The following is a 24,140-nucleotide window of genomic DNA, read 5'->3' as shown; positions in this document are numbered from 1 at the left end:
AACCGGACAAGGGTTAGGGCGCGTTGTCGGCAGCAGTCACTAGCTGTCGGAGCGCGCCTTTTTCGCCATCAAATCCAAGGCGATTGCAGCGCCAATAATGGCTGCTCGTAGCTGTGGCGGCAAATCATTCTTGAGCTGGAGCATGTAACGCTCATTGCCGGATAGGAAATTTGTAAACCCCGACCACTTGCGTGACATCTGTGCAACTTCGATGTCATTAATCTTGAAGGTTGCGTCGTAATGCCAAACGTCGCCGTCGACCTCGCAATTGGCAAAACCGGGAATGGAAATTTCCAGCCGCCGCTTAAAGAACGCAAACTTCTGCTGAATCGTTGCCAATAGGCGCGAAGCCTCTGCTCCGGTCTGCTGCTTGCCTTCAGAGGATGTCGCCTGCGGGTCGGGGTAGTAGACCTCGTAACTGTCAAGGGCGAAATCGGTCGGATCGGTAATAACGAACACCGGAGTGCCGTCTGGTTCGGACACGGTCAGACGACGGGAGCCCATAAACATGCGGCTCAGCGTGCCGCCGGTAGTTTCAATCTTGCCGATGCAATTGCCCTCGGTATCCAGGATGTCGAAATCATCCGCCATGAAGTTTCGAATCTGCTGGATAACGATGTTGTTGTGCGAGAGCAATCCCTGGTAGCGCCCTTGCTGTGGCGGAAGCTGTTCAGGTGCGGGAGGTTGCTGCTCAGGTGCGGGAGGTTGCCCAGGAGTGGAGGGCTGCGGCGCGGAAGGCTGCTGCTCGGAAGCATCTTCCTGATCATTTTGTGGAATCTGATCCCACAGTGACTTTGGGTTATCCCAATATGAAGTCATGGCAACAGCCCTCCTTTGATGAGTCTTGGGACAGCCGAGTGGCCTAGAAGTTCTCTACGAGCGCCTTGTTGAAAGCCTCAAGGTCAGCCGGGGTGCGGGAGGAAATCAGGTTGCCGTCAACGACAACTTCCTCGTCGACCCAGTTGGCGCCAGCGTTCACCAGGTCGGTCTTGACGCTGATATAGGAGGTAATCGTGCGACCCTTCAGTGCATCCGCGTCGGTGAGAATCCAACCGCCGTGGCAAATCACGCCAATCGGCTTATTGGCTGCGGTGAATCCCTTCACCAGGGCCACGGCATCCTTATCGATACGAATCTGGTCCGCATTCACAGTGCCTCCCGGCAGAATCAGGGCATCGTAATCATCGGCAGAAACGCTGCTGGTGAGCTTATCGACGTCCACCTTCGTGCCATTCTTGCCCTCAATGGAGCCATCTTCGGTAGAGATAACGTGCACGGTCGCACCGGCATCCTTCACGGCCTCAGCCGGGCTCGTCAGCTCGGAGTCCTCGAATCCGTCGGTGGCCAATACTGCAATGGTCTTATTCGTAAAATCAGTCATAGCCCCGAGGGTAACGACGTAATCGCGTTTGTGCATTGATGCACCGCAGTCGCGGTTCGGGCTACGATTCCGGCTGTGCACCGCAACCGTGGCTGCATCTAAGGCCGTCGTCAAGCCCTGCGGAAAACCCCAAAGAGTTACCCAAATGTGAAAACATCCTCCGCCATTGTGAAAAGTCGCTTGCGCTCACACCCGCGCAGGCGATATTCTGAAGTCCCGTGGTTACGAAATACATCATCGTTACGGGAGGCGTTGCCTCCTCCCTCGGCAAAGGCTTAACTGCGGCTTCGCTCGGCCGCCTGCTCACCTCGCGTGGTCTGAAAGTGACTATGCAGAAGCTCGATCCCTACCTCAATGTGGATCCGGGCACCATGAACCCCTTCCAGCACGGCGAGGTCTTCGTTACTGAAGACGGCGCAGAAACCGACCTGGACCTGGGGCATTACGAGCGCTTCCTCGACCGCAACCTCTCCGCCGGCGGCAACGTCACCACCGGCAAGGTCTATTCCTCGGTCATCGCCAAGGAGCGTCGCGGCGAATTCCTCGGCCAGACCGTCCAGGTCATCCCGCACATCACCGACGAGATCAAATCCCGCATCGTGGCTATGGGGAATGCCGACGCGAACGGCGAAAAGCCCGACGTGGTCATCACCGAAATCGGCGGCACCGTCGGCGATATCGAGTCGCAGCCCTTCCTGGAAGCCGCACGCCAAGTGCGTCACGACGTCGGCCGCGAGAACGTCTTCTACCTACACGTGTCGCTGGTTCCGTACCTCGGCCCCTCCAAGGAACTGAAGACCAAGCCCACCCAGCACTCGGTGGCCGAGCTCCGCTCGATTGGCCTGGTTCCCGATGCCGTCGTTTTGCGATGCGACCGCGACGTCCCCGATTCGCTCAAGAACAAGATCGCGCTGATGTGCGACATCGACCGCGAGGGCGTGGTGTCCTGCCCGGATGCGCCGAGTATCTACGACATCCCGAAGGTCCTCTACGACGAGCACCTGGACACCTTCATCATTCGCCGCCTTAACCTGCCGTTCCGTGACATGGACTGGGCCGTGTGGGGTGACCTGCTCGAGCGCGTCCACAACCCGAAGGGCGAGGTCACGGTGGCTCTCGTCGGCAAGTACATTGACCTGCCGGACGCCTACCTGTCCGTCGCGGAAGCCGTGCGCGCAGCCGGTTTCGCCCACCGCGTGAAGGCGAACATCCGCTGGGTCGCTTCCGATGACTGCGAAACCCCAGATGGGCTGAAGAAGAACATGGCCGGCGTTGACGCGATCGTCATCCCCGGCGGCTTCGGCGGTCGCGGAATCGAAGGCAAGATTGCGACCATCCGCTACGCCAAAGAAACCGGTACGCCACTGCTGGGAATCTGCCTGGGCATGCAGTGCGTCGTCATTGAGGCGGCGCGCACCGCAGGTGTTGAAGGCGCGTCGTCGACCGAGTTCGATGAAAACGTGGCCGAGCCGGTCATCGCCACGATGGAGGAGCAGCTGCAGGCCGTCTCTGGTGAGGCTGACCTGGGCGGATCCATGCGCCTGGGCTCCTATCCGGCGAAGCTTGCCGAAGGCTCCGTCGTCGCCGACCTCTACGGCACCACTGAGGTCACCGAGCGCCACCGCCACCGCTACGAGGTCAACAACGCCTACCGCGACCAACTGTCAGAAGCTGGCCTGGTCATCTCGGGCACCTCGCCGGACGGCAAACTCGTCGAATTCGTCGAATACCCCACGGACGTGCACCCATACCTCGTGGCCACGCAGGCGCACCCGGAGCTGAAGTCACGCCCCACCCACGCCCATCCGCTTTTCGACGGCCTCATCGCCGCAGCTCTCAAACGCGCTTAGCTTAGCTCCGCGAGGTCGAATCCGGCCTACCTATTAGAGTAAATCTCATGGCGCACCAATTTGACGTTGTTGATTCCGAAATTGTTCTCGAGGCACCTATTATCGCGGTTCGTCGCGATCAGGTGCAAATGCCGGGTGGGAATGTGTCCGCCCGCGAGGTTGTGGAGCATTTCGGCGCTGTCGCAGTCGTTGCCGCAGATGAGGATAACCGCCTCTACCTGCTGAATCAGTGGCGGCAGGCGGCAGGGAAGCGTCTGGTGGAGTTGCCGGCCGGTCTTCTCGATGTCGCGGACGAGGACCCACTGGAGGCCGCCAAACGCGAGTTGGTCGAGGAAGCCGGACTGGAGGCCGAGTCCTGGTCCCTGCTTACAGATATGTTCAGCTCGCCCGGCTTCGCAGAGGAAGCGGTTCGGATTTATCTGGCCAGGGGTCTCCGTGCCGTCGATAAGCCGGAAGCCCACGATGAGGAAGCGGACATGACTGCGTCGTGGATCGCGGTGGATGAAGCGGTGGCGATGGCGCTGCGCGGGGAGATCCTCAACGGCATCGCGCTGTCTGGCATTCTGCTGGCGGCGGAGGTGCTGCTGAGGGGTACGACGCCACGCTCGGTCGCGGAGCCGTTCGACATTCGACCGATGGCCCTGGCGAAGCGCCGGACGGAGCGGCTCGGCGCCGGCGCGGACCTGAAACGCATCCGATGAGTTCGATCGATCCGCTTGTCGGCGCCTTCGTGACCTACCTCGCGGTGGAAAAGGGCCTGTCGGCGAATACGCTCGCCAGTTATAAGCGCGACTTGGAGAAGTACCGCACCTATCTGCGGGAGATTGGGCGCACGGAATTGGCGCAGGTCACCGAGCAGGATGTGTCAGAGTTCCTGGCGTATCTCGCGCGGGGAGATAAGTCAGAGGGCAGGCCGGCACTGGCCCCGACCTCGGTGACGCGATCCCTGTCCGCGGTGCGGAGCTTCCACAAGTTCGCGGTGGGTGAGGGCGCGTTGGATGTGGATGTCGCCAAGCGGGTGGCGCCGCCGAAGCAGCCCTCGCGGTATCCAAAGGCGCTCAGCATTGATGAGGTCACCCGGCTTATCGAGTCCATCCCCGACGACGGCACCGCTGTCGTGACGGATTTGCGCAACCGCGCGCTGGTGGAGTTCCTGTACTCGACAGGTGCGCGCGTTTCCGAGGTCACCGGCCTGGACATCGATGACGTGGACCGCGAAACCAACCTGGTGCTGCTGCGCGGCAAGGGCGGCAAGGAACGCATCGTGCCCGTGGGATCGCCGGCCATGGCGGCGCTGGATGCGTGGCTGACACGCGGGCGGCCAAGCTGGGTGCGGGCGAACTCCGGGCCGGCACTGTTTATCAACTCGCTGGGGCGCAGGCTGTCTCGGCAGTCGGCGGGAAATACGCTGGCGGAACTGGGTGAGCGCGCCGGGCTGAAGGTGAAAATTTCCCCGCATACGCTGCGCCACAGTTTTGGCACGCACCTGATTGAGGGCGGGGCCGATGTGCGCGTGGTCCAAGAGCTGCTGGGGCACGCCTCGGTGACGACCACCCAGATTTACACCATGATTACCGCGGAGAATATGCGACGAGTCTGGGCGGGGGCTCACCCACGGGCTGAATACTCGCGGTAATATGTGCCGTAATATATGGCGCATTAGAGTTAATGAGAAATCTTCAAGGAAGAGGGATTGACTGTGGCTGAAGAAGGGTTGTTTGAGGCCGATCGAGTTGAACTCGGTCTCACCGGTCGTCCGGCACGTGAGCTGTCGGAACCCGCACCCCTGACCAGTCATGGCCCCGCGGTCATCCTGGCAATGTGTAACCAGAAGGGCGGCGTGGGTAAGACCACCTCGACCATTAACCTGGGGGCGGCGCTGGCGGAGTTCGGCCGTAAAGTCCTGCTCGTTGACTTGGACCCGCAAGGCGCACTATCCGCCGGTCTCGGCGTTCCACACGAGGAACTCGACCTGACCGTCTACAACCTCATCGTCGACGACACCACCGATGTCCGCGATGCCATCCACCACACCAAGGTCTCCGGCCTGGACCTCGTCCCGGCCAACATTGACCTGTCGGCTGCGGAGATCCAGCTTGTCAACGAAGTCGGCCGCGAACAGGCCCTCGGACGCGCACTGCGCCCAGTGATGAACGACTACGACTTCATCATCATTGACTGCCAGCCGTCGCTGGGCCTGCTGACCGTCAATGCGCTGACCATCGCTGAGGGAGTCATTATCCCGATGGTGGCGGAGTACTTCTCCCTGCGCGGTCTGGCACTGCTCACCGACACGGTGGCCAAGGTCCGCGACCGCCTTAACTTCAACCTGGAAGTCTCGGGCATCCTGGTCACCATGTTCGACCGCCGGACCCGCCACGCCAAGGAAGTCATGGAACGCCTCATCGAGGTCTTCGGGGACAAGGTCTTCGACACGGTCATCACCCGTACCGTCCGCTTCCCGGAAACCTCCGTCGCTGGCGAGCCCATCACCACCTGGGCGCCGAACACCCCAGCTGCGGCACAGTACCGCAACCTGGCCCGCGAGGTCATCGAGCGCAAAGGCCGCAAATAATAGGTGGCTTCCCCGGATAGTTACACCCCCGAACCGTCGTCAAGCGAGGGCGTGCAGGAAGAGATCACCGGCTTCCGCGTCGCGCTCGCGAACTTCAACGGGCCTTTCGACCTGCTGCTGCAGCTCATCAGCAGCAAAAAGATGGACGTCACCGAAGTCGCGCTGGCGGCGGTGACGGACGAGTTCATCTCGTACACGCGCAGCCTCGACGCAGTCAGCGACCTCGACGAAATCACCGAATTCCTCGTCGTGGCAGCGACGCTGCTCGACCTCAAGACCGCACGGCTTCTGCCGCGTGGCGACGTCGACAGCGAAGAAGACCTCGAACTGCTAGAAGCGCGCGACCTGCTGTTTGCCCGACTGCTGCAGTACCAGGCGTACGGCAAGGTGGCCGACCAGTTCGAGGAGTGGCAGAAGACCGCGCCGCGGCGCTATCCGCGGGCCGTGGGGCCGGATAAGCAGTTCGAGGAGCTGCTGCCGCCCGTGCGCCTGGGCATGACGCTCGGGGAGTTTGCCGAGTTTGCGGCCGTCGTGATGCGACCGAAGCCCCCGGAGGAAGTCGGTGTCGGGCACATCCATGGCGTGCCCGTGTCTGTGCCGGAGCAGGCGGGCAAAATCCTGGACTCGCTGCGGCTGGCAGGCGAGGGGACCTGGCTGACGTTTACGCAGCTGACCTCGGAGTGCCGCGTGTCCATGGAGGTTGTTGGGCGGTTCCTCGCGCTGCTGGAGCTCTACCGAGCCAAGGCAATCGGTGTGGAGCAAGAGGAGGCGCTGGAGGAAATCCACGTGGCCTGGACCGGGTTGGACGTGGATCCGGCTGTCGTGGCGGCGGCGAACTGGGAGTAGGTGGCCTGTGCTGGCTGTTGGGCCGGCTTCGAGCTGGGTTCGAGTTGGGCTGGGCTGGGCTTGGTCGGGCTGGGTTGGGCTGGGCTTGGTTGGGCTGGTGCTATCAGCTGATTAGCGCCCAGTTGATTGGCGCCCGGCGCGGGAAGTTGCGTAATCTGACGCGCATGAGCGAAACCAGTTCCGCACCATCCGAGCAGGCCGTGGAGCCCGCGTCTGCTTCTTCGGCGCAGTTGCCGCCCATTGACCCGTTGCGCGCAGGCGTGGAGTCGATTCTGCTGGTAGTCGATACGCCGGTGGCGGCGGAGGATATGGCGCGGGCGCTGGATGTTTCCGCAAGTGATGTCCGTGACGTGCTGCGCGAGATTGAGTACGAATACCGTGCACGTCGCAGCGGTATTGAGCTGCGGGAGACGGATGAGGGCTGGCGCTTCTACACAGCTCCCGCGCATGCCAGCGCGGTCGAGCGATTCTTGCTGGATGGCTCGCAGTCGAAGCTCTCACGTGCAGCTATGGAAACGCTGGCAGTGGTGGCGTACCGACAGCCGGCCACGCGTGCGCAGGTCTCCGGTGTGCGCGGTGTCAATGTTGATGGTGTGATGCGCACGCTGGTCGCGCGCGGTCTGATTGCGGAGTCCGGAGAGGACCCGGCAACCGGCGCGCATTTGTACGTTACGACGACGCTGTTCCTGGAGCTGCTGGGGATTGATTCGCTGGACCAGTTGCCGGATCTGGCTCCGCTGTTGCCAGAGGTCGACTTGATCGACGAGCCGTTGGACTAGGTGGGGCTAGATGGAGGGGCGGGGCTAGTCGTGCTGAGCGGGGCGTAGCGGGGATCGCTCCATCGGCTAACCCACTTCACGACACGTGTGTCACCTCATGCCACCTCCACAGCTGCCACGAGGTGACATGGGTGTCGTGAAGTCGCATTTTGGGCTGGGTTTGCTGCTCGCTACAGCTCACTGCGAGCCTTTGCCCCCACCACACCCCCACCGCACTCACCGCACTCACCGCACTCACTGCACTCACCGCACTCACCGCACTCACCGCACTCACACCGCGCCCACCGGCTCCTGTGGATAACTCCCGAAAACTGCAAACTATCCACAGTCGACGCCCAATCGATGCCTCCTGAGCCTCCGTGTGAGCCCAAAAATGAGAACGTAACACTCACAAACTCGCAAACACTCGCCAACTCGCCAACTCGCAAACACTCACACCACCACCCACCAACCAGCAGTTGCCTGGACCTCAGGAGCGCAAACCGATGCCGCAGTGGAGCTACGACGCCGACAACATCATCCGTACCGGCCAGCAGCGCGAATGCGCCCGCCCCAGCACATTCGCAATTTCCCGAATCGGCCAGCACTCCGACCGAGATCTCCGCCAGCGAGCCAAAAGCGGCAGCCTCCTGTGGCTCGCACACGGCGCGTACGTGCCAGTCGACAGGTGGCTCCCCCTAAACACCACCGAACGCTACGTCCTGGAAATCAAAGCGCTCGTCCATCGCGGCACCGCCACCGTAATCACCCGCGATGCCGCCGCTGCTCTCCACGGTTTACCTCTACTCACGCACAACACTCCCATCGCGATAGCCAACTCCGGTCGCACGCGCGGGCAATCGCGAAGCACGCCGGACGGCTCCTACCGGCCGCACAATCGCCTCATCCGCGTCTCCGGCCGGATTCTCCCTGAGGACATCGTAGAAGTCGATGGCCGCCTCGTCACTGATGTCCCAAAGTCCGTCATCGACGTCTGCCGTTCCCGCACCCCGCACAATGCACTAGTGCTTGCCGACGCCGCCCTCCAGCGCCACACCGATACCGAGGAACTGTCGGCTACGTTGGCTGCATATCCTCGCGCTCCGGGAAATGCGCAGGCCAGGAGGTTGTTGAGGCAAGCGACAGCGTCGTCGGAAAGCATTGGGGAATCGCTCACTAAAGAAGCAATCGTCCAGGCGGGGCTAGCTTCTGTCGACGATTCTCGGGCTCCGTTGCTTCAGCAGGTTTCCTTTCGGGATGATCGTGGCTTCATCGCGCGTGTGGACTTCTACCTGCCCGAACTTGGGCTGGTCGTCGAGTTCGATGGCCGTATGAAATACACCGATGGCGGGGTCGCGGACACGCAGGTGGCAATCGCAAAGGAGCTGGAGCGCGAAAAGCGCCTGAAGAATCTCGGACTAAATGTCATCCGGATCGTCTGGGCACAGCTTTTCGACGGCACCGCCGTAGCCACTTTGCGGAAAGCGGCCACGGAAATCCGACGTCACCTGGCAAATGGTGGCAGTTGCTATCGCGGAAACTACGCCTTCGCACGGCAGCCCATCACGATCACAGGTAAGGCGGCCGAGTTGGCCATGCGTCGCCGACAGGTGTGGAGCCAGGCGGGGCGGCTGTACTAGGCGGCATCGGCACTGCCGCTCTCGGCCCGCTTCCACAGCCATCCGCAGCCCCAAAACTCCACTTCACGACACCGGTGTCACCTCATGCCACCTCCACAGCTGCCACGAGGTGACATGGGTGTCGTAAAGTCGCTGAGACTATCTGTAATCCTTGCGAGAAGTTCCACCGCCAACCCCGAACGTCGTTCAAGTCTGGCGCTGTACAGGTATTATGCTTGAGTATCATGACAGCCCCGAAAACCGCCCAACCGCCCGCACAGCCGCACTCCCAACCGCCCACCCAGCCAGCCATCGCCAATCTCACAGCCTTCGACGCCGAACACATCTGGCACCCATACGGCCCCATCCCGTCGCCGGTCGCGCCCAAGCTGGTCGAGTCCGCCGAGGGCGTGAACCTCCACCTTGCCGACGGCCGTACCCTCATCGATGGCATGAGCAGCTGGTGGGCCGCTTGCCACGGCCACTCGCACCCGAAGCTGGTCGCAGCCGCGCAGAAGCAGGCCACCACGATGTCGCACGTCATGTTCGGCGGACTCACACACCGTCCGGCTATTGAGCTGGCGGAGAAGCTCCTAAAGCTCGCAGGCCCCGGCTTTGATGCCATTTTATACTCGGATTCGGGTTCGGTCTCCGTCGAGGTGGCGATCAAAATGGCGCTGCAGTATCAGCAGGCCATTGGCCATCCCGAGCGCACCCGCCTGGCCACGTGGCGCGGCGGCTATCACGGCGACACTCGCGCGCCCATGACCGTCTGCGACCCCGAGGGCGGCATGCATTCGCTGTGGACGGGGCAGTGGACTCCGCAGGTCTTCGCCGACAAACCACCGGCCCGCGGCGCAACCGAAGAGGAACGCGCACGTTATCTCGCGCACTTCGATTCGCTTATCGACGACTCCGTCGCCGGCATCATCATTGAACCGGTAGTCCAAGGAGCGGGTGGCATGCGGTTCCATGACCACGAGCTGCTTGTGGGGCTCCGGAAACTGTGTGACCAGCACGGGATCCTGCTCATCGCGGATGAGATTGCCACCGGCTTCGGCCGTGCTGGCGACCTGTTCACGACGCAGGCGGCCGGGATTGTGCCGGATATTATGTGTGTCGGCAAGGCGCTGACCGGCGGCTTTATGAGCTTCGCAGCCACCCTCACCACCGCCGACGTGGCTCGTACTATTTCCAGTGGTGCAGGCGGAGGCATCATGCACGGCCCCACCTTCATGGGCAACCCCTTGGCCTGTGCGGTGGCTTGCGCACAGCTCGACCTGATTGCAGAAGGGCAGTGGCGTGAGGATGTCCCGCGCATCGAGTCCCGACTCCGCGAACAGCTCCAGCCCCTAGCCAGCAGCGATGCTGTGGCCGACGTGCGTGTTCTTGGCGCAATCGGTGTCGTGGAAATGCAGCGCCCAGTGGACATGGGTCTGGCCACCGCAGCGGCTGTCGATGCCGGGGTGTGGCTGCGACCATTCGGCAAGTTGGTGTACACCATGCCGCCGTATATCAGCACCAATGACGAGGTCGACCGCATCTGCGAGGCCATCGCCGCCATCGTCGCCGCGGAGGAAAAACGCAAGTAGCGCTGCCAACAACGCAACACAGCAACGCATCAAGCTGCACAGCCAACAACACAACAACGCAGCAAACAACACAGCAACACACCACCAAAAAGGAGCACCAACCACCATGAGCATCGTCCTTGTTACCGGCACCGGTACCGATATTGGAAAGACCATCGGTACGGCAGCCCTGGCGGCGACACTTCGCGAGGAGGGTAAGGAGGTGCACGTCGTCAAGCCAATTCAGACTGGATTTCCGGGCCCTGACGGCGGTGATCTGGATACTGTCGCGGAGCTGACAGGGATCGATAATCTGCATGGTTTCGAGCGTTACCCCGAGCCGATGGCGCCGGTGGCGGCGGCGCAGCGCGCGGGCATGCGCCTGCCGTCGGCCACGGAGATCGCGGAGAAGATCAAGCTTATCGACGGGCCGAATCGTGTTGTTCTCGTGGAGGGTGCGGGCGGTCTGCTGGTGAGGCTCGGCGAAGACTGGGCGCTGCCGGAGCTGGCGGGGTTGTTGCCGGGTAGTCAGATGGTGGTCGTGACACGGTTGGGTCTGGGGTGCTTGAACGAGGCGGAGCTTACCGTTGAGGTGGCGCGGGGCCGTGGGGCCAATGTCACGGCGCTGGTCGGGGGCTCGCTGCCGGCGGATGTCGACCCGATTATCGAGACGAACCTGGAAGAACTGCCACGCGTCACCGGGGTGCCGCTGCTGGGGTCGGTGCAGGCGGGAGCGGGAGCGTTGGGCCGGCAGGAGTTTGTGGCGAAAGCTTCGCAGTGGCTGCCGGGCGTGCGAGAGTGGGCCGCAGGGCTGTAGATAGAGGCCGCGCGGGACGTCGTTAAGCTGGCGTTTTGCGAGAAACGTGCTAAGGTGGCTAGACGACAAGGCGCGAGGCTTTCTCTGTAATTCTCTTAATTAACCTGCTTCCACCGGCCATTTTGGGCCCACGGGGGGAGAGAACAGCGTCGCCTGGCGCTGACGTTCTAACAAACAGAACATTCTCCAACGCTTGAAAAGGATGTAGGTCAAGTGGCTAAACCCGCTCGCCGAGAAGGCACACCGGCACACAAGAACCGTAAGAATCACTCCAACCGCGCACACGGCTCCACTAACGCGCAGCGCAATCGCAGCCGTCGCGACAGCGGCGCGAAGATGGAGACCTCCAACGTCCACGCGAAGGACATCTACGTATCCAACGCCCGCCCGGCGCGCCACCAGCACGTGGACTCGGACCGCCGCGGCTCGGGCAAGCGCGCTCACAGCGAAGCAGGCGAGGGTGTACGCCTCCAGAAGGTGCTCGCACAGGCAGGCGTGGCGTCGCGTCGCATGGCGGAAAAGCTTATCGACGAAGGCCGCGTCGAGGTCGACGGCAAGATTGTGACGCGACAGGGCGTGCGGGTGGACCCGAACACGTCTGTGATTCGCGTTGATGGTTCCCGCGTCATCGTCAATGAGGACATGCAGTACTTCGTCCTGAACAAGCCGCGTGGCGTGCAGTCGACTATGCATGATGACATGGGCCGCCCGTGTGTGGGCGACATCATCGGTGAGAAGATCAGCGCTGGTCAGCGACTCTTCCACGTGGGCCGCCTGGATGCAGCCACCGAGGGCCTGCTGCTGCTCACCAATGACGGTGAGCTGGCCAACCGTCTGATGCACCCGAGCTACGAGGTCACTAAGACCTACATGGCCACCGTTGTCGGTGAGGTCGACTCCAAGGTTATGCGCGAGCTGGAGAAGGGCATTGAGCTCGATGACGGCATCGCCAAGGCGGATATGGCGCAGATCATCGACGTCTGGCAGGGTCGCTCTATCGTCCGCATCGAGCTGCACGAGGGCCGCAAGCATATCGTGCGCCGGATGCTCAAGACTGCGGGCTTCCCGGTCGAGCGCCTGGTGCGCACTAAGATTCACACTGTCCAGCTGGGCGAGCAGACCCCGGGAGCGCTGCGAGCACTCAACCGCGCTGAGCTGACCTCCCTCTACAACGCGGTGGGGCTGTAAATGGCACTAGTGAAAAAGAACGAAGAAAACCAAGGAGCTGAAGGAGCCCACATGAGCGAGCAGAACACTGACGACATGCTGTTGGTTGCCATCGATGGCCCCTCCGGCACTGGCAAGTCGACTGTCTCCCGGATGGTCGCAACCGAGCTGGGTGCAAAATACCTGGATACCGGCGCTATGTACCGCGTTGCCACCCTGTGGGTGCTGCGCCAGGGCATCGACCCGACTGATGAGGAAGCCGTGGCCAAGGCGACGGCCGCCCTGCCGCTGGAAGTCTCCGATGATCCGAACTCCACCGCCGTCCTCCTCGACGGCGAGGATGTCTCTGGCGAGATTCGCGGCCCGGAGGTCACCCGCAACGTGTCGGCGGTCTCCGCGATTCCAGCCGTGCGCACCAACCTGGTCGCACTCCAGCGCTCGCTGGCCACATCGGCCGTGCGCTGTGTGGTGGAAGGCCGCGACATCGGAACGGTCGTTCTCCCGGACGTTCCGGCGAAGATTTTCATGACCGCCTCCGCAGAGGTCCGCGCTCGCCGCCGCTACGACCAGGACATCGCTGCTGGTCGTGAGGCTGACTTCGACACCGTGCTTGCCGACGTCATCCGCCGCGACGAACTCGACAGCAACCGTGCGACCTCTCCGCTGAAGCCAGCCGAAGATGCGTTCATTCTGGATACCTCTGAGATGGACATTGAAGAGGTCGTGGAAAACGTCCTCGATGTCGTTGAGGCTGGTTACCCGGGGTCCACCATGGACTGGGACGATGTCGACAACGAGGAGTTCGAGGGCTCCTTCGAGGACTATGAGGGTGACTCCGAGGACTCCGAGGACGACACCGCCGGACACCTGGTCGCAAACGTGGAGAGCGAAAACGCGCCGGGCACTGCAGGTAGCCACACCAATGCAGATGAATTCATCGACCGCACGATTGCTGATCACGAGACGATCATCTCCGAAGCCATCGAGCGCGCCGAAACCGGCCAGATCGACGACGATGCCGACTGGGAAGAACTGGAGAACGCTTTCGCGGCGCTTGGCGTGAGCGACGAGGAGGAAGAAGCTCTTCCGACCGTGGCCATTGTGGGACGTCCGAATGTTGGTAAGTCCACCATGGTTAACAGGTTCATTGGCCGTCGTGAAGCAGTTGTCGAAGACTTCCCGGGCGTGACCCGCGACCGCATCTCCTACCTGGGGGAATGGGGCGGACGCCGCTTCTGGGTGCAGGACACCGGCGGCTGGGACCCGGATGCCAAGGGTATGCATGCGGCGATTGCTCGCCAGGCGGAGACTGCGATGGAGACCGCCGATGTGATTGTCATGGTCGTCGACACCACTGTCGGCATCACCGCCACGGAAGAGGTCATGGCCCGCCGCCTGCAGCGCGCGGAGCAGCCGGTTATTCTCGCCGCCAACAAGTTTGAGTCGGATTCGCAGCTTGGCGACGTCGCGGAGTTCTGGGCCCTCGGGCTCGGTGAGCCGCACCCAACCTCGGCCCTCCACGGCCGTGGCAATGCCGACGTAATGGACGAAGTGGTGGCTTCCTTCCCGGAGGTGCCGCGTGCGAAGTCGCTGCCGACGGGACCTCGTCGCGTGGCGCTGGTGGGCAAGCCGAACGTGGGCAAGTCCTCGCTGCTGAACAAGCTCTCCGGTGAAAATCGCGCAGTGGTCAGCAACGTGGCCGGTACCACGGTTGACCCGGTGGACTCCCTGGTGCAGATGGACGAGACGCTGTGGCGTTTCGTAGATACCGCTGGTATCCGCAAGAAGACCAAGACCGCCAAGGGCCACGAGTTCTACGCTTCGCTGCGTACTCGTTCGACGATTGACAACGCCGAGGTCGTGATCTTCCTGGTCGATGCCTCCGAGCAGATTACCGAGCAGGATCAGCGCGTGCTGCGCATGATTCTCGACTCCGGTCGCGCACTGGTGGTGGCCTACAACAAGTGGGACCTCATGGATGAGGACCGCCGCGACCTGCTCGAGCGCGAAATTGAAGAGCAGCTCGCACACGTGCCGTGGGCTCGTCGGGTGAACATCTCCGCCAAGACCGGTCGCGCTGTGCAGAAGCTGGAGCCGGCGATGCTGGAGGCCGTGGAATCGTGGGATAAGCGCATCTCCACTGGTCGCCTGAACACTTGGTTGCGTGCGATCATGCAGCAGAACCCGCCACCGCTGCGTGGTGGCCGCCAGCCGCGCGTGCTGTTCGCCACCCAGGCATCCTCGCGCCCGCCGGTGATTGTGCTGTTTACGACCGGCTTCCTGGAGCACGGTTACCGTCGCTTCCTGGAGCGCAAACTGCGTGAAGAATTTGGTTTCGAGGGCTCACCGGTGCGCATCGCGGTGCGTGTCCGCGAGAAGAAAAAGCGCCGCTAGGAAGGCTGCTAGGGAGTGCCTCTAGGCAAGATCTGTTAAGCCCTGCTAGTCGCTCGAATTGAGCCGAGAAAAGCCCAAAATGTGATTTAGGCAATTGCATTTTGGGCTTTTCGTTGGCATTTTAGAGTTTCAGTAAATTAGCGATAAGGAGAACTGACAATGGTCAGGCGCGGCAACAACCGTGACGGCTCTCAGTACGATGGCCGAGACAACAGCTACGGACGCGATTCCTCAAGCTCATACGGCGATGACTCCGCGACTCGCTACATTCCGCGGGACGAGGGATACCGCGGATACAACCCGGATGCCGACTTCGCGGGCGAGCAGCCGACCGAATACTTTGGCGGTGACTCCTCTGAGACACAATTCCTCCAGCGTGGCGATGAAACACGTTTTGAGAACTCGCGAGGTGCCGGGGCGCAAGGCGCTGGCGCGCAGGGTAGCGGCCAGTACTGGGCGCCGCTTTCTGAAGAAGAACGCGGCTATGGTCAGGCGAGCCAGCAGCCAGGCGCAACCCAGCAGTACGCCGCAGGTGGCGCAGGCGGTTACGGCGACATGAACAACGGCAACTACCGCGGTAATAACCGTGGCAACAGTGGCAATGATGACTCCAAGAAGGGGTGGGGTAAGCCTGTCGCCATCGTGGCCATCGCCGCCATGGTGGCCGTAGTCGCGCTGGTAGCCTTGGTTTTGTCCTTTACTTCCGGAACCGAGGACAAAAACGACAATACGGCGGAGCCGACGCAGGAGACGTCGTCAAGCCCGACACCGACGACAACCTCGCCGGAAGAAACCACGACAAGCCCAACTGATCGTTTGGACCCATCGGGCACGATTAACGACACTCGTGAGCGCATCGAGCAGGAGCTCGACCAACTTCGCGAGTCGCCGCCAGCTATCCCCGGACCCGGTGAGCGCAGCAGCGGCTGGGGCACCATCCCGCAGGGCGTGGTGGGCAAGAGCCCGGCATCGGTCGAGGTGGAATTGCGTACCAACGGCTACCAGAACGTGACCGTCGTCGACGCGGAGGGCAATCAGACCAATTCTGTGGCCGCGATTATGGGCAAGGTTGCCTCGATCGATCCGCCGGAGGGACAGATGGCGGAGACATCCACGCCTGTGACCATCTACCTGCAGTAATGCCGCAGGAAAAGCAGGGGGCTGGGGCGATTTCCGCCAGCAAACACCAATGATGTAACCTATAGCTCGTTGCACTTTCGTGCACACGGGCTGTAGCGCAGTTTGGTAGCGCACCTCACTGGGGGTGAGGGGGTCGTCGGTTCAAATCCGGTCAGCCCGACAAAAATAACCGCCGTCTTCTGGAAGATTCCGGGAGGCGGCGGCTTTTGTTTACGGCTATTGCTTTACGGTTTCGTTTGCCGTCTAGCGCACAAGCGCACTAACGCACGACAATACCGTCGGAGTCAGCGTAGAGCGTCTCGCCCGGAACGAAGTCAATGCCGCCGAAGGAGACAACGACGTCGCGCTCGCCCTCGCCGGTCTTGGTGGACTTGCGCGGGTTGGTGCCAAGCGCCTTGCAGCCGAAGTCCATTTCACCGATTAGCTTGGAGTCGCGGATCGCGCCGTTGACGACCACACCAGCCCAGCCATTGTCCTTACCGAGCCCCGCAATAACGTCACCGACCAGCGCCGTGTGAACAGAAGCGTCACCGTCGATGACAAGCACGCCGCCCTCAGACGACTCGGAGAGAACCTTCTTCAGCAGCGCATTGTCCTGGAAGCACTTGACCGTGGAGATCTTGCCGCAGAACTCCAGGCGACCACCGAGGTTGCGCATCTGTGTATCGCAGGAACGCACGTCCGGGCCGATCTCGTCAACTAGGTCAGCGGTGGGGATGAATTCGATTGTCATAGGGGATTCAAGTCCTTCCGAAAAATGATCACAAGAATGTGCTCGTAACAAGTGTTAACTCCATTGTTTCAAACTCAAGATGTGACTAAAGACATATGGTGCAAATTCGCTGGCAGCGATTGACACTCCGAAGGCCGGCCCAGATTGATTACTCTGGTGAGTCAGAACGCGCCGACAACCACACGTGCGCAGGAAAGGGTAGAAGATGGCTGGGTTTAATTGGTTCTGGAAGGCTCTTAGCGGCAAGCAGGGGCGTAACCAAAAACGCAGCGTAGGGCTGGTGGCACGCGCCGCTGAGCTCGAGCCGCAGGTAAAGGCGCTTTCCGACGCCGACCTCGCCGACTTCACCCGCCAACACGCCACCGACGCACCGGAGCTTTTAGCCGCGCTCCGCGAAATCTCCCAGCGCACCTTGTCCATGCGCCCCTTCGATGTGCAGCTGCAAGGTGCACTGGCGCTCATGGAGGGAGACGTTATCCAGATGGCCACCGGTGAGGGCAAGACTCTCTCCGGCGCCCTGGCTGCAGCCGGGTTCGCGCTGCGTGGCCACCGCGTGCATTCCGTGACCGTCAACGACTACCTCGCAGGCCGCGACGCGCAGTGGATGCAACCGCTGTTCGGGTTCTTTGGGCTCTCGGTGGCGGCTATTTCGCCGCAGGATGGTCCGGGGGAGCGTCGTAAAGCATATGCGGCAGACATCGTCTACGCCGCCGTCAACGAACTCGGCTTTGACGTCTTGCGCGACCGTTGCGCGCCGACCGTCGAGGACCGCGTGCAATCGCCTGCTGACGTCGCCATCATCGACGAAGCCGACTCCGTGTTGGTCGATGAAGCGCTAGTCCCGCTCGTGCTTGCCGGCAATGAGCCTGGCACCGCACCGACCGGACAGATCACCGACGTGGTGCGTCGCCTGCAGCTCGGCGACGACTACACCGTCGACGAAGGCCGCCGCAACGTCTTCCTCACCGACACCGGCGCCGCACGCGTCGAACGCCTGCTCGGCATCGGCTCGCTGTACGACGCCGAACATGTCGGCACCACTCTGGTTCAGGTCAACGTTGCGCTGCACGCCCACGAGTTGCTGCAGCGCGATGTCGACTACATCGTGCGCGACGGCAAGGTACAGCTCATCGACGCCTCGAAGGGACGCGTGGCGGAACTGCAGCGCTGGCCGGACGGTCTACAGGCGGCGGTAGAGGCCAAGGAGGGGCTGCAGGTCTCGGAGGGCGGCCGAATCCTCGACTCCATGACCATCCAGCAACTCGTCGCCCGCTACGACATCACCTGCGGCATGACCGGCACCGCCACCTCCGCGGGCGACCAGTTCCGCGAGTTCTACGGACTCCACGTCTCCGTCATCGAACCCAACGTGCCATGCATCCGCGACGACGAGCCCGACCGCATCTACGCGACCACCGACGACGCGTTCGCCGCGCTTGTCGACGAGGTCGTGGAACTCAACGGCACTGGTCGACCAATACTCGTAGGCACCCGTGACGTGGCGGAATCGGAACGCCTGGCCGATGCGCTGGTCCTGCGTGGCATCGAATCCTCGGTGCTGAACGCGAAAAATGACGAGGTGGAGGCCCAAGTCATCGCCAATGCTGGCGATATTGGCCGCGTCACGGTGTCCACCCAGATGGCCGGACGAGGAACCGACATCCGCCTTGGCGGGGCAGACGAATCCAACCGCGATGCCGTAGTCGAGCGCGGTGGCCTGTGCGTCATCGGCCTGGGCAAGCACCGCACGGATCGGCTGGACAACCAGCTGCGTGGCCGCGCCGGGCGCCAGGGCGATCCGGGCTCGTCGGTGTTCTTTGTCTCCCTGGATGACCCGGTGATTTCTGAAGGCGCTGCTGGCGAGACATTGAGCGTGCTGCCCGAGGATGATGGCCGTGTCCGGGATAAGAGGGCCTACCAGTTCATCGACCGCGCACAGCGAGTGACAGAGGCGACCATGCTGTCGATTCATGCGACGACGTGGAAGTACAACAAGCTCATCGGTGACCAGCGCGAGATTCTGGATGAGCGCCGGGAGAAACTGCTGACTACTAATGCTGCCTGGGAAGAACTGTCCAAGCTGGCATCGGCGCGGGCGAAAGAAGTCGAAGCAGCGGTCGGGCGCGAAGTCGCCGAGGATGCTGCCCGGGAAATTATGCTGAGCCACCTGGATCGCGGATGGTCGGACCACCTGGCGGATCTCGATGACCTGCGGGAGTCGATTCACCTGCGCGCGCTGGCTAAGGAAAGCCCCATTGATGAGTTCCACCGCGCCGCCATCGGCGCCTTTAAGAACCTGGTGAACAATGCGGTTACCGAGTCGGTACAGACCTTCCAGGAGGTCGAAATCGACAGCGATGGCGCGCATCTGGAGGACACGGGTCTTGCTCGCCCGAGCTCGACGTGGACTTACATGGTCAACGACAACCCACTCAGCAATGGTGGCGGCTCGGTCGTCGGCTCAATTGCAGCGATGTTTAGGTAAGCCGTAACCACAGGTTTGGTAACAATTTGAAAATATTTCTCAGGTGACCGGCCTAGGTACACCCACAGAGAAAGCTCTCCAATGTCGGTATTTACGCATATCAATCATGTTGTACATACCTTGTCGGTGAGCTGTGTCACAGCATGGTTGGGATTAGATAACAACACGAAAGCGGTTGGGGCGCTATTATCTAACAAGTAACGAGTAAATCGCCCAAGGTTATCCCGGAGGGAAAGATATGACTAGCAATAGCGGCCAGCCAGAGGCATCGGTCGAGACCACCTCGGTCTTCCGTGCAGATTTGCTGAAGGAAATGGAGTCCAGCTCTAACACGGACTCCACGGTCTCCGGTGTTGAAGGACTTCCGGCGGGCTCGGCACTCTTGGTTGTCAAGCGGGGGCCGAACGCGGGTTCGCGTTTCCTGCTCGATCAGGCAGTCACCACCGCTGGTCGTCACCCGGACAGTGACATCTTCCTCGATGATGTGACTGTTTCCCGTCGTCACGCAGAGTTCCGCAAGAACGGTGACTCCTACGAGGTTGTCGACGTGGGATCGCTGAACGGTACCTACGTTAACCGCGAGCCGAAGAACTCCGCGGTTCTGGCTAATGGTGACGAGGTTCAGGTCGGTAAGTTCCGCCTCGTCTTCCTTATCGGTAACTAATTCGACATCGGTTAATGCCGACGTCTGTCGGCATTAACCCGCTTATTTTTGTAAAGGCTCGGAAAAGACCAGTGGCAGCAGTACGCAAATCAGCAGTTGCGCAGCCGGCTTCGTCGGAAAGCACTGCGAAGCAAGCACGCTCGGTGGGCAAGAAGAAGACCATCGGTGCTGTGCTGAAGGAAGTCAAGGTTGAGTTCCCTGATGTAACGCTGTCCAAAATTCGTTTTCTCGAGTCGGAGGGGCTGCTGTGCCCGTCGCGTAGCTCCTCGGGTTATCGTCGCTACAGTCAAGCGGACATTGACCGCCTGCGCTACATTCTCACCGTTCAGCGCGATAACTATTTGCCGCTGAAGGTTATTAAAGAGCAGCTCGACGAAATTGATGCGGGCAACGCAGGTGGCGATGGTCTGGCATCGGTCACTCCGCTGGTGACGGCGGATCAGTTCCGCGAAGCTGCAGTGGTTTCGCTGACGCAGGCGGAGCTGGCAGAGCGCACCGGCGCTAGTGAGAAGTTCATTACCGAACTGGTCCGAGTCGGGCTGATTACTCCGGACACGCTGAACATGTTCGACGGCGATGACCTGCTCGTCACTGAGACGGCAGTCAAGCTGGCTGAGTTTGGCCTGGATGCCCGCCACCTCAAAACTGTGCGTACCGCTGCGGCCCGTGAGGCAGACTTGGTGTCGCTCGCTGCTAGTCCGCTGAGTAAGTCGCGTGCGGCTAGCGGCAAGCAGAAGGCGGTGGAAATGGGCCGTGAGATGACCGCGCTGATGGTCACGCTGCACGGCACTTTAGTCAAGCGCCAGGTTAACAAGGACCTGGGGAAGTAGTCGGTAGTCTCGCGTAAATAGCGGCTCACTACAATTATCGCTGTTATGGACGAAAAACTCGTAGAAGTCAAGTTTCTAGACTGGATGGCGCATCCTCCTGAGGGCGATCCAGCGCTGCTCCTGCATGCCGAAGAGACCAACCGGATTATCCCGATTTGGATCGATTTAGCGACGGCGACGGAGTACTCCGCCCGGGAGACCGGCGCTACGCAGCGTCGCCCGGGTATGCATGAGGTCTTCGTCGATTCGCTGGACATGGTGGGGCAGAGCGCCCTACGCGGCCAGATCACGGGCGTGCATGAGGGCGTTTTCATCGCCAGCCTGGTGCTCGAGGGCGGCGCAGAGATAGATATGCGTCCCTCCGACCTCATCCTTATTGCTCGCGAGCTTGAGGTCCCGCTGTATGTTGCGCGCGATGTGCTCGACGCCACGTCGGTAGCGGCGCGTCTCGTCGCAACCAATGGCGGTTCGCTTGCCGACGAGTCGGAGACTGACTCTGTCGAGGCATCGGTGTCGGAGTTTGCGGAATTCCTCGACAGTATTGATGCTGACTACTTCGCCGAGCCGCATGGAGATGTGGAGGATAAGAGGTCTGATGGAGAAGCCGACGGTGGCACCGATTCTGCTTCCGATGGCGACCGTTGAACCTGTGACTGGAGTGAATAGCTGGCTACTTTTGAGGTAGTTGTGACGCTTATTTCTTCCGACGTGTCGCTGAATGTCCCCATAAAAGGGGTAATTTTTCTTAGGTTATAGTTTCATCCCGTCCTGCGGTTTTTCTCCCGGGTTGCTTTTGAGCTGGGGAAACTGTGACGTTAAACTCTAAACCTTAACTTTAGGTTTAGAGATTCGGCGTGTCGTGCTGTGATGTATTGACAGCCGATTAACCTTGGCGAAAGATAAATAACGGCAGTGAAACTACCTCGGGAGAATTTATATGGTCGACGACAACAGCGGTTCGCTCTTTGGCGACAATGAGCTCCGTGCGTCGGACTCGCAAGAGCCACGCGCGGTTCAGGAATCCCTGTTCGACATGGGGCCGGACGAGCAGGTTGGCTACCGCGTTCCCATCGCATGTCAGGTAGCGGGCATTTCTTACCGCCAGCTGGACTACTGGGCACGCACCAAGCTGGTGGAGCCTTCTATCCGTACCGCCAAGGGCTCGGGTACCCAGCGTCTGTACTCCTTCCGCGACATTCTCGTTTTGAAGATTGTCCGCGGTCTGCTGGACACCGGTATTTCCCTGCAGAACATCCGTCTGGCTGTCGACCGCCTGCGCGACCTCGGCGTCGATGACCTGGCTACCATCACTCTGGTTTCCGACGGTCGCACCGTCTACCAGTGCCGCTCCAATGAAGAGGTCATCGACCTACTCAACGGTGGCCAGGGAGTGTTCGGCATCGCTGTCCCGGGCATTATGAAGGAACTGACTGGCACCATCGCCTCCTTCCCATCCGAGCGTATCGACGGTACTCAGGAGAACCCGGGCACTGGCATCGACGAGCTGGCTGAGCGTCGTCGCCGCCGCATCTCCTAACAGCCAACGATACGGCTGGATAGCGGCGTCGCTGCTACGGCCGCCGCTCATAGAAGCGAAACAAACTAAACGAAAACCGCCTTCCACAACTGGTTCCGCCTTACCTCTCCCGAGGTTGGGCCAGATGGAGGCGGTTTTTGCTATTTACTCCGTGCCAATAGCCGCAGCCAACTGAGAGGCCAGGCCATCGCCGTAGTCAGCCGCAATGCGCAGAGAGCCAGTGGTAATATTTGTCACTTCCTGCAGCTCGGGGCTGGAGCTGTCCCCGTCGGGAAGCACGATGACCTCAATCGTTACCGGGCGGTCCGGGCTAACGAGTTCCTTGATTCGCTCGACAGACTCGGCGGCATCGGCGCCCGAGGCATCGCGACCCGAGGTGAGCACGACGAGACGGTTGGGCTTGTCAGGGGAGTAGGTGTCGCGGGCGGCCTGGTAGGCGTCGATAAGCGCTGGCCAGAACTGTGCCTCACCACCGGTCGGAAGTTCGGCCAGCGAACCCTTTACGGCGTCCGCGCCATTGTTGGTCTCGTCATCGGGGGCGGGAAGTTCCGCGAGGCGGTTCACCTCGGGTGCGAATGTCCACAGGCCGTAACGGCCGCCAGGTGCCGCATCGATAGCGCCGGTCAGTGCCGCAGACAGCGCCCCGACGTCGACGCCCTCGGAGGTGTCGGCGAGCAGGAGCGCCGAACCCACCGCAGTTGCGGGCTGTTGCGCGTCCGGCTGCTCCAGTGCTGGCGGCAGCGCAAAAGAATCCGTCTGAATCTGCGAGAGCACGCCAAAGTTCTCCGCTACTTCAGGGCTGAAAGTGCTCTCAGCAGCTTCGCCGTCGGCACCATGATCTGCTGCGAAGTTCCGGAAGTCCTCGGCCGCGCGAGCCGTGTTCTCGTCAATCTTGCCGCCGGAGCCAAAGGTGACAACTGGCGCGTGCAACTGGGGTGCATCCGCAGGGGAGACCAGCTTCAGCCCCTCGCCGGCCATCTGCAGCATGGGCTGGGTCGCGGCCACGCCGTCGAAGTCAGCGACATTCTGGCTGAGCATGGTCAGCAGAGTATTGGAGGTGTAGACCTCACCCAAGTCCGCGCGTTCGCGAGCGACATCCGGGCCACCGCCAAGTCGAGCACTGATTACGGCAGACAGTGCCGCATCGGAGCCACCGGGGGCGGCCACGCGCAATCCCGCAAGCTCTTCCCAAGTGGCGTTGTTCAGCTGGTCAGCACGATTGGTTGTGAAGGCCACGCCGCTGGCAATCGGTGGCAACCACGTCTTGGGGTTGTTGACCTTGACCTTGTCCGAGTTCTTCGCCTGGTCCACGAAAGAGACATCGGCGGGAATCCAGACTCCCGGAGTCATAATTCCGGTACCGGCTTCACCCGCAGCGGGGTCCTCCGGAGCTCCCTCACTAGCTTCAGCACCGTCAGCCTCATCCAGGGCGTTCACAACCTCCTGCGAGCCCGCCACCGTAATCTGTGGCCGCACACAGAAGTCCTTCACCACGGGATTCGACTCGCCATAGTCCTGCACAAGTTTCTGTGCCGAGCCCACCGCGGCAGGATCAGCGGTCACCACCAGTGTCAGGTCACCCTTCGTACACCGTGCACGGTCAGCGTCAATCGACGAATCGTTGCTCTTGCGCAAATTAACCCAGGCAAAAACCGCAGCCACTAGAACAATTACGACCAAGACGGCAATAAAAGGCCCCTTAGCCACTCGATAGTTGTTCTCACCCGAGGCGTGTCGTCCCATGTCGTTCTAGCCCTTTCTATGCTGAGTGTG

Annotated in this window: 21 protein-coding genes and 1 tRNA gene; 18 read left to right on the top strand and 4 right to left on the bottom strand. The window is 61.4% G+C overall.

Translation table 11 applies throughout. The features are described from left to right. Positions 1–39: 39 nt before the first annotated feature. Positions 40–819, bottom strand: a complete 780-nt coding sequence (locus CORAM0001_RS07965; protein ID WP_005511244.1) for an LURP-one-related/scramblase family protein — start codon at positions 817–819, stop codon at positions 40–42. A 43-nt stretch (positions 820–862) separates the two neighbouring features. Next, positions 863–1,381 carry a type 1 glutamine amidotransferase domain-containing protein gene (locus tag CORAM0001_RS07960; protein ID WP_040361646.1) on the bottom strand — a complete coding sequence of 173 codons (519 nt, stop codon included), beginning with the start codon at positions 1,379–1,381 and terminating at the stop codon, positions 863–865. Positions 1,382–1,599: 218 nt separating this feature from the next. Between CORAM0001_RS07960 and CORAM0001_RS07955 the strand changes: the two genes are divergently transcribed. From CORAM0001_RS07955 to CORAM0001_RS07895, 13 genes are all read left to right on the top strand, one after another. Next, the gene (locus CORAM0001_RS07955; RefSeq protein WP_005511242.1) at positions 1,600–3,231 is read left to right on the top strand and encodes a CTP synthase; all 1,632 of its coding nucleotides are present in this window, start codon (positions 1,600–1,602) and stop codon (positions 3,229–3,231) included. Between the two features lie 47 nt (positions 3,232–3,278). Beyond that, positions 3,279–3,932, top strand: coding sequence for an NUDIX domain-containing protein (locus tag CORAM0001_RS07950; protein WP_005511252.1), 654 nt, complete (start codon positions 3,279–3,281; stop codon positions 3,930–3,932). Further along, a complete protein-coding gene (locus tag CORAM0001_RS07945; protein WP_005511275.1) occupies positions 3,929–4,867 on the top strand; it encodes a site-specific tyrosine recombinase XerD in 939 nt (312 codons plus the stop codon). The genes CORAM0001_RS07950 and CORAM0001_RS07945 overlap by 4 nt, the downstream gene beginning before the upstream one ends. A 63-nt stretch (positions 4,868–4,930) precedes the next feature. Next, positions 4,931–5,806 (top strand): ParA family protein, encoded by an 876-nt coding sequence (locus tag CORAM0001_RS07940; RefSeq protein ID WP_040361634.1) that lies wholly within the window; start codon positions 4,931–4,933, stop codon positions 5,804–5,806. 3 nt (positions 5,807–5,809) lie between these two features. After that, positions 5,810–6,652: a segregation and condensation protein A gene (locus tag CORAM0001_RS07935; protein ID WP_005511306.1), complete on the top strand. Its 843-nt coding sequence runs from the start codon at positions 5,810–5,812 to the stop codon at positions 6,650–6,652. 164 nt (positions 6,653–6,816) lie between these two features. Then, entirely contained in the window at positions 6,817–7,431 is a 615-nt protein-coding gene (gene scpB / locus CORAM0001_RS07930; RefSeq protein WP_005511298.1) for an SMC-Scp complex subunit ScpB, read from the top strand. Positions 7,432–7,916: 485 nt separating this feature from the next. Further along, positions 7,917–9,050 carry a PDDEXK family nuclease gene (locus tag CORAM0001_RS07925; RefSeq protein WP_005511236.1) on the top strand — a complete coding sequence of 378 codons (1,134 nt, stop codon included), beginning with the start codon at positions 7,917–7,919 and terminating at the stop codon, positions 9,048–9,050. 224 nt (positions 9,051–9,274) lie between these two features. Then, positions 9,275–10,621, top strand: a complete 1,347-nt coding sequence (locus CORAM0001_RS07920; protein ID WP_005511238.1) for an adenosylmethionine--8-amino-7-oxononanoate transaminase — start codon at positions 9,275–9,277, stop codon at positions 10,619–10,621. 106 nt (positions 10,622–10,727) lie between these two features. Next, positions 10,728–11,417 carry a dethiobiotin synthase gene (bioD, locus tag CORAM0001_RS07915; protein WP_005511263.1) on the top strand — a complete coding sequence of 230 codons (690 nt, stop codon included), beginning with the start codon at positions 10,728–10,730 and terminating at the stop codon, positions 11,415–11,417. Between the two features lie 336 nt (positions 11,418–11,753). Next, on the top strand, positions 11,754–12,605 hold the full coding sequence (locus CORAM0001_RS07910; RefSeq protein WP_040361642.1) for a pseudouridine synthase: 852 nt from the start codon (positions 11,754–11,756) through the stop codon (positions 12,603–12,605). 51 nt (positions 12,606–12,656) lie between these two features. Continuing rightward, entirely contained in the window at positions 12,657–14,978 is a 2,322-nt protein-coding gene (der, locus tag CORAM0001_RS07905) for a bifunctional cytidylate kinase/GTPase Der (protein ID WP_005511317.1), read from the top strand. Positions 14,979–15,137: 159 nt separating this feature from the next. Then, positions 15,138–16,118: a PASTA domain-containing protein gene (locus CORAM0001_RS07900; protein ID WP_005511307.1), complete on the top strand. Its 981-nt coding sequence runs from the start codon at positions 15,138–15,140 to the stop codon at positions 16,116–16,118. 86 nt (positions 16,119–16,204) lie between these two features. Continuing rightward, positions 16,205–16,278 (top strand) — tRNA-Pro (locus CORAM0001_RS07895). A 99-nt stretch (positions 16,279–16,377) separates the two neighbouring features. On the opposite strand, the gene rraA is transcribed toward CORAM0001_RS07895, so the two are convergent. After that, the gene (rraA, locus tag CORAM0001_RS07890) at positions 16,378–16,851 is read right to left on the bottom strand and encodes a ribonuclease E activity regulator RraA (protein ID WP_005511233.1); all 474 of its coding nucleotides are present in this window, start codon (positions 16,849–16,851) and stop codon (positions 16,378–16,380) included. 205 nt (positions 16,852–17,056) lie between these two features. Here rraA and secA2 point away from each other — a divergent pair, with 205 nt between their 5' ends. From secA2 to CORAM0001_RS07865, 5 genes are all read left to right on the top strand, one after another. Further along, positions 17,057–19,336, top strand: coding sequence for an accessory Sec system translocase SecA2 (secA2, locus tag CORAM0001_RS07885; RefSeq protein WP_005511231.1), 2,280 nt, complete (start codon positions 17,057–17,059; stop codon positions 19,334–19,336). Positions 19,337–19,574: 238 nt separating this feature from the next. Then, complete coding sequence (odhI, locus tag CORAM0001_RS07880; RefSeq protein WP_005511304.1) at positions 19,575–20,000, top strand: oxoglutarate dehydrogenase inhibitor Odhl; 426 nt, start codon at positions 19,575–19,577, stop codon at positions 19,998–20,000. A gap of 71 nt (positions 20,001–20,071) precedes the next feature. Then, positions 20,072–20,830: a transcriptional regulator FtsR gene (gene ftsR / locus CORAM0001_RS07875; RefSeq protein WP_005511301.1), complete on the top strand. Its 759-nt coding sequence runs from the start codon at positions 20,072–20,074 to the stop codon at positions 20,828–20,830. A 45-nt stretch (positions 20,831–20,875) separates the two neighbouring features. Continuing rightward, positions 20,876–21,475 carry a bifunctional nuclease family protein gene (locus tag CORAM0001_RS07870; RefSeq protein WP_005511313.1) on the top strand — a complete coding sequence of 200 codons (600 nt, stop codon included), beginning with the start codon at positions 20,876–20,878 and terminating at the stop codon, positions 21,473–21,475. Positions 21,476–21,863: 388 nt separating this feature from the next. Next, positions 21,864–22,367 carry a MerR family transcriptional regulator gene (locus CORAM0001_RS07865; protein ID WP_172620271.1) on the top strand — a complete coding sequence of 168 codons (504 nt, stop codon included), beginning with the start codon at positions 21,864–21,866 and terminating at the stop codon, positions 22,365–22,367. A gap of 144 nt (positions 22,368–22,511) precedes the next feature. Here the strand turns inward: CORAM0001_RS07865 and CORAM0001_RS07860 are convergent, their stop codons facing one another. After that, complete coding sequence (locus CORAM0001_RS07860; RefSeq protein WP_005511259.1) at positions 22,512–24,110, bottom strand: vWA domain-containing protein; 1,599 nt, start codon at positions 24,108–24,110, stop codon at positions 22,512–22,514. Positions 24,111–24,140: the final 30 nt, after the last annotated feature.

Origin of the sequence: Corynebacterium amycolatum SK46 (genome assembly GCF_000173655.1) — a bacterium.
Taxonomy (GTDB): domain Bacteria; phylum Actinomycetota; class Actinomycetes; order Mycobacteriales; family Mycobacteriaceae; genus Corynebacterium; species Corynebacterium amycolatum_A.
The sequence above is the reverse complement of the archived record's forward strand: the minus strand, read 5'-3'. Positions and strand labels throughout refer to the sequence as shown.

Excerpts from the sequence above, each read along its gene's own strand:
- CORAM0001_RS07965 (WP_005511244.1), bottom strand. The coding sequence starts at position 819 with ATGACTTCATATTGGGATAACCCAAAGTCACTGTGGGATCAGATTCCA.
- CORAM0001_RS07960 (WP_040361646.1), bottom strand. The coding sequence starts at position 1,381 with ATGACTGATTTTACGAATAAGACCATTGCAGTATTGGCCACCGACGGA.
- CORAM0001_RS07950 (WP_005511252.1), top strand. The coding sequence starts at position 3,279 with ATGGCGCACCAATTTGACGTTGTTGATTCCGAAATTGTTCTCGAGGCA.
- CORAM0001_RS07945 (WP_005511275.1), top strand. The coding sequence starts at position 3,929 with ATGAGTTCGATCGATCCGCTTGTCGGCGCCTTCGTGACCTACCTCGCG.
- scpB (WP_005511298.1), top strand. The coding sequence starts at position 6,817 with ATGAGCGAAACCAGTTCCGCACCATCCGAGCAGGCCGTGGAGCCCGCG.
- CORAM0001_RS07925 (WP_005511236.1), top strand. The coding sequence starts at position 7,917 with ATGCCGCAGTGGAGCTACGACGCCGACAACATCATCCGTACCGGCCAG.
- CORAM0001_RS07920 (WP_005511238.1), top strand. The coding sequence starts at position 9,275 with ATGACAGCCCCGAAAACCGCCCAACCGCCCGCACAGCCGCACTCCCAA.
- bioD (WP_005511263.1), top strand. The coding sequence starts at position 10,728 with ATGAGCATCGTCCTTGTTACCGGCACCGGTACCGATATTGGAAAGACC.
- CORAM0001_RS07910 (WP_040361642.1), top strand. The coding sequence starts at position 11,754 with ATGGAGACCTCCAACGTCCACGCGAAGGACATCTACGTATCCAACGCC.
- der (WP_005511317.1), top strand. The coding sequence starts at position 12,657 with ATGAGCGAGCAGAACACTGACGACATGCTGTTGGTTGCCATCGATGGC.
- CORAM0001_RS07900 (WP_005511307.1), top strand. The coding sequence starts at position 15,138 with ATGGTCAGGCGCGGCAACAACCGTGACGGCTCTCAGTACGATGGCCGA.
- rraA (WP_005511233.1), bottom strand. The coding sequence starts at position 16,851 with ATGACAATCGAATTCATCCCCACCGCTGACCTAGTTGACGAGATCGGC.
- secA2 (WP_005511231.1), top strand. The coding sequence starts at position 17,057 with ATGGCTGGGTTTAATTGGTTCTGGAAGGCTCTTAGCGGCAAGCAGGGG.
- odhI (WP_005511304.1), top strand. The coding sequence starts at position 19,575 with ATGACTAGCAATAGCGGCCAGCCAGAGGCATCGGTCGAGACCACCTCG.
- CORAM0001_RS07870 (WP_005511313.1), top strand. The coding sequence starts at position 20,876 with ATGGACGAAAAACTCGTAGAAGTCAAGTTTCTAGACTGGATGGCGCAT.
- CORAM0001_RS07865 (WP_172620271.1), top strand. The coding sequence starts at position 21,864 with ATGGGGCCGGACGAGCAGGTTGGCTACCGCGTTCCCATCGCATGTCAG.
- CORAM0001_RS07860 (WP_005511259.1), bottom strand. The coding sequence starts at position 24,110 with ATGGGACGACACGCCTCGGGTGAGAACAACTATCGAGTGGCTAAGGGG.